The sequence below is a fragment of the Bacillus sp. NEAU-Y102 genome (assembly GCF_054788175.1).
Genome location: NZ_JBTWFK010000010.1, coordinates 15,308 through 32,920 on the forward strand (window position 1 = coordinate 15,308; position 17,613 = coordinate 32,920).

Here is a 17,613-nt window from a genome sequence, read left to right on the forward strand (position 1 = left end):
CATTTCGAATTATATATTTTGGAGGAGATGTAAAGTTGAAACAAAATAAAAGAAAAAGTATAAATGCAATGATTATAGCGGCGGCGTTATCACTTCCGTTTGCTGTATATTCGACACCTGCTTTAGCAGCGGTAGCAATTGAGGTGAATAAAACGGGACAAGGTTTAGAAGATGGTACATATGATGCTGTTATTAAAGCTTATAAAGATAAAACGAATGAAGAGTCTATGGCAGCTGTTTATATAAAGGATCCGAAATTAACAATTGAGAATGGAAAGAAAATTGTAACAGCAACGTTAAGTGATAGTGATTTTTTCCAATACTTGAAAACAGAGGATATTCATACCCCTGGTGTGTTTCATGATGTAAAGGTCATATCAGAAGACAAAAAGAAAAATGGACGAAGGTTATTCAATTTGAAGTTGGAGAACTAGGAAAAAGATATAATATGCAAATGCATATTTATATTCCAACGATGGCCTATAATAATAAATATCAAGTGCAGTTTGAAGTAAATGCTATAAATTTAGAAAACAATGTTTCAGAAAAACAAAAGGAAAATAAAGAGGAGCAACAAGATGAAAACGGAAATGTAATATTAGATAAGCAATTACAAAAATATATTAATAAATATAACTTAGATAGAGATAATGTAGATACGCCAATCACAAAGAAAGATTTATTACAAATTAAAACATTATCCATTTATTCAGGTAAAGGGATAAATGAAATAGCTGGTTTAGAGTATATGACAAATTTAGAGAAGTTGACGTTACGAGAGTCTAATGTAACAGATATATCAGCTATCTCGAAATTGAGAAGTTTGAAGTACGTTGATTTAACTTCTAATTCAATTGAAAGTATTCATCCAATTGGGCAATTAGAGAATATTAATATGCTTTTTTTAAGAGATAATAAAATTTCTGATCTTACACCATTAAGTAAAATGAAAAAAATCAAAACATTAGATTTAATCGGTAATAACATTAAAGATATCCAGCCATTATTTACATTATCAACTATGAAACAATTATACTTAGCAAATAATCAAATCAGTGATCTTAATGGAATTGATCGATTAAATAATGTGGAACTATTATGGATAGGGAACAATAAAATTAATAATGTTGAATCTATTAGTAAAATGAGTAATCTTATTGAACTAGAAATTGCTGATAGTGAAATAAAAGATATATCACCATTATCTCAATTAGGAAATTTACAAGTGCTGAATTTAGAAGAGAATTATATCTCTGATATATCGCCGCTGAGCACCTTAACAAATTTACATGAGATAAATCTTGGAGCAAATGAAATTTCTGACGTAAGACCTGTTGAGGAATTAGGTAAGCGAATTTCAATTGACATTCAAAGACAAAAAATCTTTTTAAATGAAGCAAGCGTAGATGAAGAAATAAAAATCCCAGTATACAACCTTAAAGGAGAGCCACTTCAAAATATTAATGTAAAAAGTGAGGGGGCTACTCTGAATAACGGATTTATAAAATGGAATAGTCCTGGAGAAAAAATATATGAATTTAAACTAGATACTAATTCTACTGAAAGTAAAATAAGATTTAATGGTACGGTTATACAGAATATAGTTGAAAAACAAAAAGAAAGTCAAAATGTAATTCTCGATAAAACTTTACAACAACATATTAATAAAGAGAATTTAGGTAGAGAGAATTTAAACGCTCCTATAACAAAAGAAGATTTATTACAGATTAAAACAGTAGAGATACTTAAAGAAAAAGGAAAAGAGATAAAAGATATAACAGGTTTAGAGTACATGACGAATTTAGAAAAACTCACTATAGAAGGAGTAGGCCTAAAAAATATAGAGTTTATCTCAAACTTGAAACAATTGAACGATGTAAATGTATCTCATAATCAAATTGAAGATACAACACCGTTATCTTTATTGAAAAATTTGCAATGGTTAAATCTTACAGATAATCGTATTAAAGATGTAACGGTTCTTGGCTCAATGTTAGACTTACTTAGTTTAAAATTAGCTGAAAATGAGATTCGTGATGTAAGGCCATTAATACAATTAGGTCAGTGGGGGACAATTGATGTTAGAAGGCAAAAGGTCATTTTGGATGATGCAGAAATAAATAAAGAAGTGACAATTTCTGTATATGATCTAGAGGGAGAGCCAATTGAAAAGATTACACTAAAGAGTGAAGGTGGAACGCTTACCGATGAGGGAATCATTTGGAGTACTTTAGGAGAAAAAATATATGAATTTGATTTAGATGCAGATCATTATGAGACTGGCATATTATATAGTGGCATTGTAATTCAGAATATAGTAGAAACATTAATACCGAAAGAAGAAGTGAAAGAACCAACGAAAGAAGTGGAAGAAACAAAAGAAGAAGTGAAAGAACCAACAAAGGAAGTTGAAGAGTCAAAAGAAGAAGTGAAAGAACCAACAAAGGAAGTTGAAGAGTCAAAAGAAGAAGTGAAAGAACCAACGAAAGAAGTTGAAGAGTCAAAAGAAGAAGTGAAAGAACCAACAAAGGAAGTTGAAGAGTCAAAAGAAGAAGTGAAAGAACCAACAAAAAAAGTTGAAGAGTCAAAAGAAGAAGTGAAAGAACCAACAAAAGAAGTTGAAGAGTCAAAAGAAGAAGTAAAAGAACCAACGAAAGAAGTTGAAGAGTCAAAAGAAGAAGTGAAAGAACCAACAAAAAAAGTTGAAGAGTCAAAAGAAGAAGTGAAAGAACCAACAAAAGAAGTTGAAGAAGCGAAAGAGGAAGTAAAAGAGCCAAAAGGAAATAATCAGGTTGTTGAAAACGAAGGCAGAAAAGCAGATACTTTAAATAAACAACATGTTAATAAGACGGAGGAAGGAAAGAAATCTTTACCATCAACAGGCGGTGAAGCTAGCACATCGATTTTACTTTCTGGAATAACACTTGTTCTTTCCGCACTAAGTATGTTCGTATTTAGAAAGAGGTTATTTAAGAAATAAATAACGTTTAATCTTATTATTGTATATAATTAATGTTTATTTTTTGAGAAGACATCATCATGGCAGTTTCATTAGAAACATGCATATGATGATGTCTTTTATGTAATAGATAGAGTAAAACCCCATTCGTATGAAAATTATATTTCATACGAATGGGGTTTGTTAATTTTCTTTTTTCTCTCAGTCATCACGGATTCAGAAGTAATTTGAGGTGCCAATTGTTACATAATCTTTTTTATTTTTTGCGGAACTTCTTTCGTTTGCGAATTAACATCTTCCTTTCGCAGCTCTTTAAATAGCGAAGCAACCATAAGAACGACTACGATAGAAAATGGTAGTGCTGCGATTATAGCTGCAATTTGTAGTGCATTTAATCCTCCAGCTTGTAATAAAAGTGCTGCAATGATCGCGATTGTTAATCCCCATATAAGTTTTAAACTATTTTTCGGTGATAAGCTTCCGTTACTCGTTTGCATTGAAACAACAAATGTTGCCGAGTCGGCAGAAGTAACGAAAAATGTGGCTACTAAAATTAACCCGATAACCGTTAAAAATGTAGAGAATGGTAGGTGTGAAATAACAGCAAATAATCCAATCTCTGTACCATTTTTTGCGATTTCATCAGCTATCCCAAGCGATTGGAACATTTCCATATGGATAGCGGTACCGCCAAATACTGCAAACCAAAATGTACAGATAAGAGTTGGGACTAATACAACTCCAATAATAAATTCTTTTATTGTGCGCCCTTTAGAAATACGAGCAATGAATGTACCGACGAATGGAGACCAAGAGATCCACCATCCCCAATAGAAAATAGTCCAGTTTTCAATCCAAGAAGAAGATTTTTCACTAAATGCTCCTAAATTTAATCCCATACTAGGTAAAGCGCCGATATAAGAACCGAGTGTAGATGTGAAATATTTCATAATAAATACAGTTGGTCCTAAAATTAAAAAGGAGACGAGTAAAATACCTGCGAGAGAGAAATTCAAGTTACTCAAATATTTAATCCCACGATCTAAGCCAGTTTGCGCACTTGTTAAATATAAAACAGCGAAGATAGCTATAAGTACGAGCTGAGTAAGTAAAGTGTTATGAATAGAAGGGAATAAATAGCTTAATCCTCCGGCAATTTGTTGAGCACCAATCCCAACAGATGGCACAATGCCAAATACTGTGGCTAAAACAGCCAAAATATCGACTGTTTTTCCGATAGGAGAATTTTTCGATCGATTAAATAATGGAGTAACTGTAGCCCCAATTGTGCTACCTTTTTGTTTGCGGAATGTGAAATATGCAATTGTTAAAGCAACCATCGCGTATAGTGACCACGGAAAGAGTCCCCAGTGGAAAAATGAATATTGCATAGCGAGTTTGGCGCTTTCCTCTGTACCTGCTTTTCCTGTTAATGGATCTGTAAAATGTGAAATCGGTTCAGCGATTCCATAGAAGAGGAGTCCAATCCCCATTCCTGCTCCAAACAACATGGATAACCAAGATGAATAGCTGTATTTTGGTCTTTCTCCATCTTTACCAAGACGAATAGAACCGTATTTTGAAAAGGCTAAATAAGTAGCTAAAACAAGCATTGTGGTCATAAGTAGAGAGTAAAACCATCCAAATTTATTGAGGATAAATGAGTTTAAAGAAGATGTGATACTTTGTAAATCATGGCCTTGTATCCAGCTTGCTGGTATGACACCCCATATAATAAATAAGGTTGTAAGCAAGATGGAGATATAAAATACACTGTTCTCTTTTTTTATCATAGAATCCCACCTTTATTTAATAAAGTTAACAATTATATTAACCATAACAATTAAAGGGTGAAATGTCAAAAAATTCTCTTTTTAATATTTGTAAAAGGGAATTTTGATTGTTATAAGTTCATAATCAGCGGAGGTTAGATAAAGGAAAGGGTGTTCACGATATGTACAAATTATAGGAAGAAATAATATGAAATATTGCATTTTATATTGTTACATCCAGATTTTATGTTAAATTCTTGAATGGAATATTAAAATAGGGGGCAAGGATATGAACAAGAAATCAAAGATCAATAAAGTGATGCTTAGCATTAGTACAATGGCTTTATCGTTAGGGGCACTTCAAACTCATGCAGCAGCGGAAGAAAAAGTACCGTATAATGTGCTAAAAACGAAACCGGTTGGAATTGAAAAGCCAGTAGATGAAGTTGGGCATGTTTCAAAAGTTGATGAAACCTTATCATTTCAAGAACGTTTAAAAGTAGGCGATTTTTCACAGCGACCAGCATCTATTACGAAGAAAACGGCAGTAAAGCAAGTTAAAGAAAGCTATTCAATGGCTGATTTAAACAAAATGAATGATCAAGAATTAGTTGAAACATTAGGCAGTATTAAGTGGCACCAAATTACAGATTTATTCCAGTTTAATGAAGACACAAAGGCCTTTTATAAAGATAAAGGAAAAATGCAAGTCATTATAGATGAATTAGCTCATAGAGGTAGTACATTTACGAAAGATGATTCAAAAGGAATTCAAACGTTTACTGAAGTGTTGCGTTCCGCTTTTTATCTGGCATTTTATAATAACGAATTAAGTGAATTAAATGAAAGAAGCTTCCAGGATAAATGTTTACCTGCTTTAAAAGCAATCGCAAAAAATCCAAACTTTAAGCTTGGTACAGATGAACAAGATACAGTCGTATCTGCATACGGAAAATTAATTAGTAATGCATCAAGTGATGTTGAAACAGTTCAATACGCATCAAATATTTTAAAGCAATACAATGATAATTTTACTACTTATGTAAATGATCGAATGAAGGGACAAGCAATATACGATATTATGCAAGGGATTGACTATGATATACAGTCGTATTTAGTTGAGGCCCGTAAAGAAGCGAATGAAACGATGTGGTATGGAAAAGTAGATGGGTTTATTAATGAAATAAATCGTATTGCTCTTTTAAATGAAGTAACGTCAGAAAATAAATGGCTCGTTAATAATGGTATTTATTTTGCAAGCCGTTTAGGGAAATTTCATAGCAATCCGAATAAAGGATTAGAGGTTGTTACACAAGCAATGCATATGTACCCACACTTAAGTGAACCATATTTTGTTGCGGTAGAACAAATTACAACAAATTATAATGGTAAAGATTATAGCGGGAATACAGTAGATTTAGAGAAAATACGTAAAGAAGGAAAAGAGCAGTACTTACCAAAAACGTATACATTCGATGATGGATCAATTGTGTTCAAAACAGGAGATAAAGTATCAGAAGAAAAAATTAAGAGATTATATTGGGCTGCGAAGGAAGTAAAGGCACAGTATCACCGTGTAATTGGAAATGACAAAGCATTAGAGCCAGGAAATGCGGATGATGTGTTAACAATCGTAATTTATAATAGTCCAGATGAATATCAGTTAAATAGACAATTGTATGGGTATGAAACAAACAACGGTGGAATTTATATCGAAGAAACAGGAACATTCTTTACATATGAGCGTACACCAGAGCAAAGTATTTATAGTTTAGAAGAGTTATTCCGTCATGAATTTACTCATTATCTGCAAGGGAGATATGAAGTTCCTGGTTTATTTGGAAGAGGAGATATGTATCAAAATGAAAGGTTAACTTGGTTCCAAGAAGGAAATGCAGAGTTTTTCGCAGGCTCTACTCGTACGAATAACGTTGTACCAAGAAAGAGTATAATTAGCGGATTATCATCTGATCCTGCAAGCCGTTATACTGCAGAGCGCACACTATTTGCTAAATACGGTTCTTGGGATTTCTATAATTACTCGTTCGCATTGCAGTCTTACTTATATACGCATCAGTTTGAAACATTTGATAAAATTCAAGATTTAATTCGTGCGAATGACGTGAAAAATTATGATGCATATCGTGAAAATCTAAGTAAAGATCCTAAGTTAAATAAAGAGTATCAAGAGTATATGCAGCAGTTAATTAATAATCAAGATACATACACTGTACCAGAAGTAGCTGATGATTATTTAGCTGAACATGCAACGAAGTCGTTAACAGCGGTGAAGAAAGAAATTAGTGATACGTTGCCTATGAAAGATACAAAAATGACAAAACATAATTCTCAATTCTTTAATACATTTACATTAGAAGGTACGTATACAGGTAGTGTCACAAAAGGTGAATCAGAAGATTGGAAAGCAATGAGTAAAAGAGTAAATGAATCTTTAGAACAATTGGCGCAAAAAGAATGGAGTGGCTACAAAACTGTTACAGCATACTTCGTCAATTATCGTGTGAATAGCTCAAATGAATTTGAATATGATGTAGTCTTCCATGGAATCGCAAAAGATGATGGAGAAAATAAAGCTCCGACGGTTAATGTAAACGGGCCTTATAATGGAGTTGTAAAAGAGGGAATTCAATTTAAAAGTGATGGCTCAAACGATGAAGATGGAAAAATTGTTTCTTATTTATGGGAATTTGGAGATGGAAGCACAAGTGCAGAAGTGAATCCAGTACATGTATATGAAAGAGAAGGTTCTTATAAAGTATCGTTAAGAGTAAAAGATGATAAAGGAAAAGAGAGCAGAAGCGAAACAACTGTTACGATTAAAGATGGAAGTTTAACAGAATCAGAACCAAATAATCGTCCAGAGGAAGCAAATCGTATCGGGCTAAATAGTACGATAAAAGGTAATCTTATTGGCGGGGACCACACTGATGTTTATACATTTAATGTAGCATCAGCGAAAGATATCGACATTTCTGTTTTAAATGAGTATGGAATTGGGATGACATGGGTACTTCACCATGAATCAGATATGCAAAATTATGCGGCTTACGGTCAAGCTAATGGGAATCATATAGAAGCAAAATTTAATGCAAAACCAGGTAAGTATTACTTGTATGTATATAAATATGATAATGGCGATGGAACATACGAATTGTCAGTAAAATAAGTACTTTTCCAATGTATGTTTAACTTTACTTTTTGTGGAAAATAATATATTATATAGATATATAATATATCGGTTATTTTCTAGGAGGAGCCTGTCACAATAGGTTTCTCCTGTTCTTTTTTAGAGGCCTGTCTTACAGGCTTTTCTTTAAAGGGTAAATAACTGAAAATTTAGAACGATAATCTTTGAAAGAGGTGGGGCATACACATAACAAAAAAGGGATTGTTTAAGAGAGGGGGATAAGAAATGGCTTTGTTTGGTTATCCACTTGAAACAATTTATTTATATGGATTTATTATTGCTACTATACTCACTGTAATTTATATCTTTTTTGGAGATATATTTGAATCCATATTTAGTTTTGGAGGCGGATCTGTATCCGTTGTTACTTTATTACTTAGTTTTTTCGCCATGTTATGTGGACTTAGTTATATAGGAGAATATTTATTTTCCTTTAATAGTATTCTTATTTTTGGGGCTGCATTTGCTATATCTTTTATCGGTGTATTCATCATGAAAATACTAATTTTAAAACCGATTGCAGAAGCAGAACAAAACACGGTGCAACGTATGGATGAATTCATCGGTTGCAAAGGAGAGGTCATTACGACTATTCCTACAGAAGGGTTTGGTGAAGTATTAATTTCCTCCCAATTTGGAAACAATGCAATCCTAGCTAAAACAGTTGGAAAGAAAGATATTTCGCAAGGAACAGAGGTTATTATCGAGGGAGTCCAAGATGGTGTTTTACTTGTACAGAACATCGCTTATTCTTTAAAGAAACCAAAATTATAAGGGGGAATTTACATGACGATTCCATTAATTATCGGTGGAGTATTACTCGCAATTTTAATTCTACTCATTTTAGTATTCATTACAAAGTATCGAACAGTTGGACCAGATGAAGCATTAATTGTTACTGGAAACTGGCTTGGTGGCGGGAAAAATGTAGTTACCACTGATGATGGAAAGAAGATTAAGATTATTCGTGGTGGCGGTACTTTCGTAGTTCCGATTATGCAAAGAGCAGAGCCTTTAAGTCTATTAAACTACAAATTAGAAGTGGGAACACGTGATACGTATACGAAACAAGGTGTACCGATTACAGTAAATGGTGTTTCTATTATTAAAGTAGGATCTACCATTGAAGAAGTTTCTACAGCAGCTGAACAATATTTAGGAAAAGAAACAGAAGAGTTGAAAATAGAAGCAAAAGAAGTTTTAGAAGGTCATCTACGTGCTATTTTATCTTCTATGACAGTAGAAGATGCCTATAGTAATAGAGAGCAATTCGCTCAAAAGGTACATGAAGTAGCTTCTACAGATTTAAAGAAGATGGGACTTCGCATCGTTTCCTTTACAATTAAAGAAATCATGGATAAGAACGGTTACTTAGATGCACTTGGTCAGCCACAAATTGCGATGGTTAAGCGTGATGCAACAGTTGCAAATGCAGAGCGTGAAAAAGAGGCACGAATTGAAAAAGCTCGTGCTGAGAAAGAAGCGAAAGAAGCTGAGTATCAACGTGATGCACAAATCGCTGAAGCTGAAAAACATAAAGAGTTAAAAGTACAATCTTATAAGAGAGATCAAGAACAAGCTCGCGCAGATGCAGATCTTTCCTATGAATTACAACAAGCAAAAGCGCAACAAGGTGTTACAGAAGAGCAAATGCGCGTTAAAATCATTGAACGTGAAAAGCAAATTGAATTAGAAGAAAAAGAGATTGCGCGTCGTGAAAAGCAATATGATGCAGAAGTAAAGAAAAAGGCAGATGCAGATCGCTATGCTGTTGAACAATCAGCAGAAGCGGAAAAAGTAAAACAAATGAAAAAAGCAGATGCAGATCAATATAAAATTGAAGCGGAAGCAAGAGCACGTGCAGAAGAAGTTCGTGTAGAAGGTTTAGCGAAGGCGGAAATCGAAAAAGCGCAAGGTCAAGCAAAAGCAGAAGTACAAAAAGCACAAGGTACAGCGGAAGCAGATGTTATCAGATTAAAAGGTTTAGCAGAAGCGGAAGCGAAACAAAAAATTGCAGAGGCATTTGAGTTATATGGCCAAGCGGCGATTATGGATATGGTTCTTAACATGCTTCCAAGTTATGCGAAGGAAGTTGCAAGCCCACTTAGCAACATTGATAAAATTACAGTTGTCGATACAGGTGGCGGTGGTAAAAATAGCGGCGCCGGAAAAGTTGCAGGTTATGCGACTGATTTAATGGCAACGATGCAAGAAACATTAAAAGCTTCTTCTGGCATTGATTTAAAAGAGTTATTAGAAGGATTTGCTGGAAAAGGAGCAGTACAACAATTATCAAACGATAAACCTGTTGTATCTGTAGTAGAAGATGCGAAAAAAGAAGTAGAAAAAGATAAAGAATAGTAAAGCGGGAGGAACCTCTAGTAAGTGAGATACTAGAGGTTCTTCAGTGAATTATAATATTTCGAATAATATACATTTTTATATATTGTTTTAATTATTTAATTTATATAGAATGAAAAAGGTATGTATCAATTCTTTATGATGTAGAAAAAGATAGAGAGTCTCATCGATACATTTAAATTGTATTATTTTTATAGAAAGATTAAATGTTAATTAATTACATTTAAAACGGTATGGAGGGGTAGAAGTATGTTTCAAGGGAAATTAAGGAGTAGTAGTTTAAAAACAAAGTTACTTGTATCATTTATTATTATTTTAATTCTTCCAAGTATTGTAATTGGTTGGACGTCTTATCAACAGGCGAAGACGAATTTTAATGAAACGATTTTGAACTCGGCGAAAGATAATATAAAAATTTTGGATAATGTAATTAATAAAGAATTGGATAGTAAAAAAATAGATGCAACTTATTTTACAAAATTATTCACACAATCAAGTTACCAAGCAGATCAAATTCAAAACATACAAAATAAACTAGAAGAATACAATAAACTGCATCCAGAAATGGAAGCAATCTATACAGGATCTAGTAATGGACAGTTTATTCAATCACCAGCTATTCAGATGCCAGATGGATATAATCCTACAGAAAGAGATTGGTATAAAGAGGCAGTGAAGAAAAGCGGAGAAGTAATTGTAACTGCTCCATATAAGTCAAAAACGACAGGTAATATTGTTATTACACTAGCAAAACAAAATGAGGATAAAAGTGGCGTTCTTGGGATTGACTTAATCATTAATGATATTGTTACTACTTCCAAGATGGTTAATATCGGTAAGGAAGGGTATGTAGCAATATTTGATCAAGATAAAAATGTAGTAGCGCACCCGACACTGAAGCCAGGAGAGAAATTAGAAGAGAAACTTAGTAAAGAATTGTATAAACAGGAAGCTGGGGATGTTCATTATTCGTTAGATGGTGAAGATCGTAATATCACTTTTAAAACGAATAAGAAAACTGGATGGAAAATAGCAGGAATTATGCCTTCCAAAGAAATTATCGAAGCGGCTGAACCTATTTTCTATAAAACAATAACTGTTCTTGGAATTTCGCTACTAATCGGTGGGATTGTAATTTACTTCATTATTGCGTCTATTATTAAACCGTTAAAACAACTTATTATATCATCGAAGAAGATTAGTGAAGGCGATTTAACAGAATCAATTACAGTTCATTCTAAAGATGAAATTGGACAGCTAGGAGAAAGCTTTAACGAGATGGCTACATCGTTACATAGTGTCATTTCCAATATAAACATTTCAGCAAGTCATGTAGCAGCATCTTCAGAAGAATTAACAGCTAGTATGAAGCAGACAAGCGAAGCAACGGAACAAATTACACAGGCGATAGAGCAAGTATCGAGTGGTGCAGAAATACAAACGAAAGAAGTTGAAGAAGGAGCAACATTGTTAGAAGAAGTTACAGAAGGAATTCAGCGTGTTGCAGATAGTTCTTCATTAGTATCTACAGCCTCTATGTATACGAAGAAAAAAGCTGAAAATGGTGGGACGTTAGTTGAAAAAACTGTGAATCAAATGCAATTAATTCATGATTCTGTTTCACAGTCAGACAAAATCATTGGTTTGTTAGACGATAAGTCGAAACAAATTGGAGCAATTCTTGAAGTGATTCAACATATTGCAGAACAGACAAATTTATTAGCGTTAAATGCGGCAATTGAGGCTGCGAGAGCTGGAGAGCAAGGAAGAGGATTTGCAATTGTAGCAGATGAAGTGCGAAAGCTAGCAGAACAATCAGGACAGTCTTCTACGGAAATTGGAAAACTAGTGAAAGAGATTCAATTTGATATAAAAGAAACAGTAAGCTCTATGAATCAGGTTGGAACAGAAGTACAATCAGGACTTGTAGTTGCAAATGAAACGAAGCAAAGCTTTGCCGAAATATTGAAGTCTACAAATGATACAGTTGTACAAATTGATAGCATGGTAGATGTAGCAAAACAAATGACGGTAGATGCAAAGCAAGTAAGTGCATCTATTAATGAAATTGCAGCTACGATTGAAGAAAATGCGGCAAGCGTTCAAAATATTGCTGGTTCCTCTGAGGAACAATTAGCTTCAGTAGATGAAATAAATGCAGCAGCAGTTCATTTATCACAAATGGCAGAAGAATTACAAGAGATGATTAGTAAGTTTAAAATATAATAATAAACTGTTAAGAAACGAAGTAGTGCTTATGCTTCGTTTCTTTTTTTATGAAGATAAAAAAGAAAGAAATATATAGTAAGCGTGTTATGATAATAAAAAACTGTATTTTCTTTAAATTCTATCTTTAATTATGTTAGGGGAATGGTTTTGACATTGAAAAAATTAAAACTACAACCGAGAATTACATTAACTATTAGTACACTTATTCTTGTTGTACTTTTGCTAACAAGTTATTTATTTTTTTACATATTATCTGAAACAGTAGAAGAGCAAATTGGTAAAAGGGCCTTGCATGTTGCGAAAACAGTTGCTGCGATACCAGAAATTCAGGAAGCTTTTCAAAAAGAAAATCCAGCTTCTATTATTCAGCCAATCGCAGAAAAAATTCGAATTGATACAGAAGCTGACTTTATTGTAGTTGGAAACAAAGAGGGGATTCGTTATGCGCATCCTGAGCGAGATAAAATAGGAGAAAAAATGGTTGGCGGAGATAATAAAGGCGTTTTATTAGAAGGGAAATCTTATGTTTCGAAAGCTAATGGATCGTTAGGCCCTTCATTGCGTGGGAAAGTCCCAATCCGTAACCAGAAAAATGAAATTATCGGTGTGGTGTCTGTTGGGTTTTCAATGGCTGATATTCATGGAGCAGTAGAAGTGTATGGAAAGCGTGTATTTTGGATTACAGTAATAGGTCTTTTAATTGGGGTAATCGGCTCTATATATTTAGCGGGAAGTATAAAAAGAATGATGTTCGGGATGGAGCCAGAAGAAATTTCATCTTTATATGAAGAGCATAGTACAGTGATTCAATCTGTACGTGAAGGGATTATTGTAATCGATAAAAATGGCATGATTAGTTTAGTCAATCAAGCAGCTTATGATATTCTTTCGCTAAATAAACAACAAAATATTATTGGGGAATTTATTTTAAATGTAATTCCTAATTCAACGATACTAGATGTACTTCAAACTGGTGAAGAACAGTTTGACCGCCAATTAAATATAAAAGGACAGGCTGTTATTGCGAACCGTCTACCTATTAAAGTAAAGAATAAGGTAACTGGCGTTGTATCGAGCTTACGTTTGAAATCTGAAATGGATCAGTTAACAGCAGAATTGTCCCAGACGAAGCAATATACAGAGGCATTGCGGGCGCAAACGCATGAATATAATAATTTATTGTATACGCTTTCGGGTCTTATCCAATTAGAATCATATGAAGATGCTTTAGAGCTTATTCATAAGGAAACAGCGGTATATCAAGATTTTGTTCAATTTATTATGAAGCGGATTCAAAATCCGTGGTTAGGTGGAATTTTAATTGGATTTTATAATAGAGCACGAGAGTTGAAGATTGATTTTATGCTAGATCGAGAAAGTGGTTTAGACAAATTAAGTCCACATATTGAGAGTAATTATGTCGTTTCTATTTTAGGGAATTTAATTACGAATGCATTTGAAGCAATTGAAAAAAATGAAGAGAATGATAGGAAAGTAAGGATGTTTGTAACTGATATTGGAGAAGAAATATTAATTGAAGTGGAAGATGCAGGGCAAGGGATTCATGATGAAATAATTACTAGCATATTCTATAAAGGCTTTTCGACGAAAGAAGGAGGAGAGCGAGGATATGGATTAGCAAAAGTGAAAGAGTTAGTAGAAGATTTAAATGGAAGTATTGCAATTGAAAAAGGGGATTTAGGTGGTGCGTTATTTATTATTGCACTACCGAAAGAGAGAGGCGAATAGTAATGGGTGAGGAGATTGAAGTATTAATTGTAGAAGATGATATTCGGATTGCTGACATTCATCGTCGTTTTACTGAAAAAATTGAGGGATTTAAAGTAATTGGAACGGCAACGACTGGAGAACAAGCGAAAGAATGGCTAGAGCTTGTGAAGCCACAGCTCGTTTTATTAGATGTGTACTTACCTGATATGCAAGGAACGGAACTTGTCACATATATTAGGAATCATTTGCACGATACAGATATCATTATGATTACAGCGGCATCGGAAACAGATGTAGTGAGGCACGCCCTGCGGGGCGGAGTAACAGATTATATCGTAAAGCCACTAATGTTTGATCGATTTAAAGCAAGTCTAGAAGGCTATCAAAAAAAGATTATACAGTTAAAGAAGAACAATCAATTATCTACGGAACAAATTGAATATTTATGGTCTCAAAGAGGTGTGAAGGGAGATCAAATAGAATATGCCCCGAAAGGGATAGATCCTTATACTTTAGCGAAAGTAAAAAAGCATATGTTAACAGTTAATGAAGAAGGGATTACAGCAGAAATGTTAAGCTCAATGATTGGAGTAAGCCGATCAACGGCAAGGCGCTATTTAGAGTATTTGATATCTGGGAAGAAAGTCCACGCAGAGCTAATATATGGAAGTGTTGGGAGACCGGAGAGACGTTATTTTCTTGCTTCTTCATAATAAAAAACAGTAGAGGATTTTATTTCTTCTACTGTTTTTTTGCATCTTATATTGGAATAATCCCAATTACAATTCCGGTAATTAACATAACCATTGTCGTTCCAACGGCCCACAATAAAGTGAAGCGTTGATGTTCACCGAAATCAACTTTGGCCATTCCGACCAATAAATAAGTGGAAGCGACAAGAGGACTTAATAAGTGAACGGGTTGCCCAAGTAAGGAAGCGCGTCCCATTTCAGCTGCACTAATTCCGTAAGTAGCAGCAGCTTTCGTCAAAATAGGTAATACCCCGAAGTAAAATGCATCATTAGACATGAAAAATGTGAATGGCATACTGAGAAGTGCTGTAATAATTGGTAGTTGTGGTCCAAGTGCATCTGGTATAAGAGTTACTACACTGTTAGCCATTGCATCTACCATTTTTGTTCCAGATAAAATACCAGTGAAAATACCGGCAGCAAATACGAGAGAAACAACTGCTAATACATTCCCTGCATGAGAAGCAATACGTTCTTTCTGTTGCTCTAAGTTTGGATAGTTAATCATAACAGCAATAGCAAAAGCGACTGTAAATAAAACAGGTAACGGCATAACTTCTAGTATGAGACAGACAAGTAATGTGGCGGTTAATAAAAAGTTAATCCATAGAAGTTTAGGGCGTTTATGCACTGCTGCTTCGACAGTTGCAGCTTGCTCATCCATTGTTTGCATTTGTTTTAAATACTGTACATCCATAATTCCTAAACGTTTTCTTTCTTTTTTTCCAAGATAGTAGGCAACGAAAACAACCCAAATTGCACCAGCAATCATTCCTGGAATAAGAGGTGTAAATAATTCGGAAGCCTCAAGTCCAAGTGCGCTCATAACACGAGCTGTGGGTCCACCCCAAGGTGTAAGATTTGTTACTCCCGCTCCTAACATAACAACTCCAGCTAATATGAGTGGGTTCATTCCAAGGCGCTTATATAGTGGATACATTGCAGAAACTGTAATCATGTATGTTGTTGTACCATCACCATCTAAAGAAACGATAATAGTCAATATAGCCGTTCCGACAACGATTTTTAAAGGATCTCCTTTTACAAATTTTAAAATCTTACTAATGACAGGATCAAATAAACCGCTATCAATCATAATCCCAAAATATAAAATAGCGAACATAAGCATAATACCAGTAGGTGCTAATTTTTGAATCCCCTCTAACATCATAGGCCCCATATTGGCATAGAATCCGCCAATTAATGCAAAAACACTCGGAATTAATATTAATGCTACTAGCGCTGACATACGTTTCGTCATAATTAAAAACATAAAGACAAATACCATTGCAAATCCAAGTAGTGCTAACATGTAATTTCCCCCTCAAAAGAATGATTGCGCTTTCAAAATAGAATAAAAATTCAGAAAAAGGTTTTTTATTTATAATAAAAGCATCCATTCAAATGGTAAATAATTTGAAAAATAACATCATTAGAAGCATAATTTTTATTTTGTTCATTTTGTTCACGGTAGTTAATTTGAATTTTTAAAAAGTAAGCTACTCCTCGTAAGAATGGTAGAATAAGATGAAAATAGTGAAGTGTGGAATAGGGAGTAGATTTTATATGAAAACGAGAATTGAAGAGATTTATAGCTCTTATGAAGGAAAAGTAGAGGAGATTTTTATTAATGAATCTTCTTACGTATATGAATGGGAAAAATTACTGATGATCCGAAAAAATGACGGTGAGCTTAAAAAAATTACAGTCGGGATTAGTGGAAATATAAGATTGGTAAATGTAGAAGTTGGACAGGAAATTAGTGCGGATACATTATTAGTTAAGTTAGAAGATGATTTGTTAATTACAGGCTGCGAGTGATGAGAGATGTGTAGAAATAACTACACATCTTTTTTTGTTTCCTATATTACAAAAAGCACATTGTTTTTTCACAAATCTCACACAACCTTTTGGTATTCTTTTCGTGAAGTATACGGTTTCTAGGGAGGAATATTGATGAAAGTAAAATATGTTGTACTTGCTATATGTTTATGTTTCGTATTTACGGTAGTCGGGTGTGGGAAAAAGGAAACAGCAGCTGTTGCTATTGATGAGAAACATGATAAATGTGATATTTGCCAAATTGGGGTAACAGATAATCAATTTGCAACAGAAATCATTTTAGAAAATGGAAAAGCGTTAAAGTTTGATGATATCGGTTGTATGTATAAATGGATGGAGATCAACTCGGATGAAAAGACGAAAGAGAAATTTGTTCGAGATTATGATTCGAAAGATTGGATTTCGTTAGAAGACGCTACTTACGTATATGATAAAACAATAACGACACCGATGGCTTATAATGTCATTTCATTTAAAAATAAAAAAGATGCAGAGAGCTTTGTATCTAACTATAAGGGCAAAGTTCTTTCGTATAAAGAGTTAGCAGAGCATAAATGGGAAATGAATAAAGAGATGATGGGGAAACCGAAAGCAGGAAATCATGGTGGACATCATTAATAATAGAAAAAGACAACTATATAGTTGTCTTTTTCTATTATTACTCAGGTGCAAATATAGAAAAGGTGTAAAATTTTTAGAAGAACGGTTACAATGGAATATAGTAACCTAAAGCAATCATTTATGTACTTTTTAGAAATG

General features: G+C 33.8%; 10 protein-coding genes and 2 pseudogenes. 10 read left to right on the top strand and 2 right to left on the bottom strand.

What is annotated here, in order from left to right:
* Window positions 1-35: 35 nt before the first annotated feature.
* Window positions 36-2,980, top strand: a pseudogene (locus ACYFX0_RS22880) (leucine-rich repeat domain-containing protein).
* A gap of 221 nt (window positions 2,981-3,201) precedes the next feature.
* Here the strand turns inward: ACYFX0_RS22880 and opuD are convergent.
* On the bottom strand, window positions 3,202-4,752 hold the full coding sequence (gene opuD / locus ACYFX0_RS22885) for a glycine betaine transporter OpuD (RefSeq protein WP_000591601.1): 1,551 nt from the start codon (window positions 4,750-4,752) through the stop codon (window positions 3,202-3,204).
* Between the two features lie 268 nt (window positions 4,753-5,020).
* On the opposite strand from opuD, the gene colA reads away from it, so the two are divergent.
* The 7 genes and pseudogenes from colA (at window position 5,021) to ACYFX0_RS22920 (ending at window position 14,973) form a co-directional block, all read left to right on the top strand.
* The gene (gene colA, locus ACYFX0_RS22890; RefSeq protein WP_106081997.1) at window positions 5,021-7,918 is read left to right on the top strand and encodes a collagenase ColA; all 2,898 of its coding nucleotides are present in this window, start codon (window positions 5,021-5,023) and stop codon (window positions 7,916-7,918) included.
* Between the two features lie 246 nt (window positions 7,919-8,164).
* Window positions 8,165-8,713: an NfeD family protein gene (locus ACYFX0_RS22895; RefSeq protein ID WP_001173143.1), complete on the top strand. Its 549-nt coding sequence runs from the start codon at window positions 8,165-8,167 to the stop codon at window positions 8,711-8,713.
* Window positions 8,714-8,725: 12 nt separating this feature from the next.
* The gene (locus ACYFX0_RS22900) at window positions 8,726-10,300 is read left to right on the top strand and encodes a flotillin family protein (RefSeq protein WP_000154996.1); all 1,575 of its coding nucleotides are present in this window, start codon (window positions 8,726-8,728) and stop codon (window positions 10,298-10,300) included.
* 249 nt (window positions 10,301-10,549) lie between these two features.
* Window positions 10,550-11,584, top strand: a pseudogene (locus ACYFX0_RS22905) (HAMP domain-containing protein); the annotation flags it as partial.
* 81 nt (window positions 11,585-11,665) lie between these two features.
* Window positions 11,666-12,526, top strand: a complete 861-nt coding sequence (locus ACYFX0_RS22910) for a methyl-accepting chemotaxis protein (protein WP_431188648.1) — start codon at window positions 11,666-11,668, stop codon at window positions 12,524-12,526.
* Window positions 12,527-12,670: 144 nt separating this feature from the next.
* A complete protein-coding gene (locus tag ACYFX0_RS22915; RefSeq protein WP_106081999.1) occupies window positions 12,671-14,278 on the top strand; it encodes an ATP-binding protein in 1,608 nt (535 codons plus the stop codon).
* A gap of 2 nt (window positions 14,279-14,280) precedes the next feature.
* A complete protein-coding gene (locus ACYFX0_RS22920; protein WP_000503468.1) occupies window positions 14,281-14,973 on the top strand; it encodes a response regulator in 693 nt (230 codons plus the stop codon).
* A gap of 46 nt (window positions 14,974-15,019) precedes the next feature.
* Here ACYFX0_RS22920 and ACYFX0_RS22925 read toward each other — a convergent pair whose 3' ends face one another.
* Entirely contained in the window at window positions 15,020-16,324 is a 1,305-nt protein-coding gene (locus tag ACYFX0_RS22925; protein WP_000880474.1) for a CitMHS family transporter, read from the bottom strand.
* A 254-nt stretch (window positions 16,325-16,578) separates the two neighbouring features.
* On the opposite strand from ACYFX0_RS22925, the gene ACYFX0_RS22930 reads away from it, so the two are divergent.
* Both ACYFX0_RS22930 and ACYFX0_RS22935 read left to right on the top strand, forming a co-directional pair.
* Complete coding sequence (locus ACYFX0_RS22930; protein ID WP_000857378.1) at window positions 16,579-16,833, top strand: hypothetical protein; 255 nt, start codon at window positions 16,579-16,581, stop codon at window positions 16,831-16,833.
* 135 nt (window positions 16,834-16,968) lie between these two features.
* The gene (locus tag ACYFX0_RS22935; RefSeq protein WP_000865665.1) at window positions 16,969-17,472 is read left to right on the top strand and encodes a nitrous oxide reductase accessory protein NosL; all 504 of its coding nucleotides are present in this window, start codon (window positions 16,969-16,971) and stop codon (window positions 17,470-17,472) included.
* Window positions 17,473-17,613 lie beyond the last annotated feature (141 nt).

What these genes read in the sequence shown, in the direction of transcription:
- opuD (WP_000591601.1), bottom strand. Translation starts at nt 4,752, where the DNA reads ATGATAAAAAAAGAGAACAGTGTATTTTATATCTCCATCTTGCTTACA.
- colA (WP_106081997.1), top strand. Translation starts at nt 5,021, where the DNA reads ATGAACAAGAAATCAAAGATCAATAAAGTGATGCTTAGCATTAGTACA.
- ACYFX0_RS22895 (WP_001173143.1), top strand. Translation starts at nt 8,165, where the DNA reads ATGGCTTTGTTTGGTTATCCACTTGAAACAATTTATTTATATGGATTT.
- ACYFX0_RS22900 (WP_000154996.1), top strand. Translation starts at nt 8,726, where the DNA reads ATGACGATTCCATTAATTATCGGTGGAGTATTACTCGCAATTTTAATT.
- ACYFX0_RS22910 (WP_431188648.1), top strand. Translation starts at nt 11,666, where the DNA reads ATGAAGCAGACAAGCGAAGCAACGGAACAAATTACACAGGCGATAGAG.
- ACYFX0_RS22915 (WP_106081999.1), top strand. Translation starts at nt 12,671, where the DNA reads ATGGTTTTGACATTGAAAAAATTAAAACTACAACCGAGAATTACATTA.
- ACYFX0_RS22920 (WP_000503468.1), top strand. Translation starts at nt 14,281, where the DNA reads ATGGGTGAGGAGATTGAAGTATTAATTGTAGAAGATGATATTCGGATT.
- ACYFX0_RS22925 (WP_000880474.1), bottom strand. Translation starts at nt 16,324, where the DNA reads ATGTTAGCACTACTTGGATTTGCAATGGTATTTGTCTTTATGTTTTTA.
- ACYFX0_RS22930 (WP_000857378.1), top strand. Translation starts at nt 16,579, where the DNA reads ATGAAAACGAGAATTGAAGAGATTTATAGCTCTTATGAAGGAAAAGTA.
- ACYFX0_RS22935 (WP_000865665.1), top strand. Translation starts at nt 16,969, where the DNA reads ATGAAAGTAAAATATGTTGTACTTGCTATATGTTTATGTTTCGTATTT.